The 205-nt window shown below is 28.3% G+C and carries 1 pseudogene; it reads left to right on the forward strand.

The features are described from left to right. Positions 1–105: pseudogene (locus tag LRB30_RS06000) on the forward strand (DUF777 family protein); the annotation flags it as partial. Positions 106–205 lie beyond the last annotated feature (100 nt).

Consider the following 205-nt stretch of genomic DNA (forward strand, 5'->3'; position numbering starts at 1 on the left):
GCTATCAACGGAATAACTATCATAGGAGATTCAACTATTAATTACGCAAGTTTAAGAGCGGCAACTTCTAGAATTACTAGCAATATCAACAGTTTGTTAAAGTAATTTTTGCTAAATATGCTATAATTATACTAATATGGATTTAAAAATCGGCAACAATTTTGAATTGTCATTTAACAATGATTTATCGCTTGTTGATGGAATT

It is taken from the genome of Borreliella americana (assembly GCF_021043605.1).
Classification (GTDB): Bacteria; Spirochaetota; Spirochaetia; order Borreliales; family Borreliaceae; genus Borreliella; species Borreliella americana.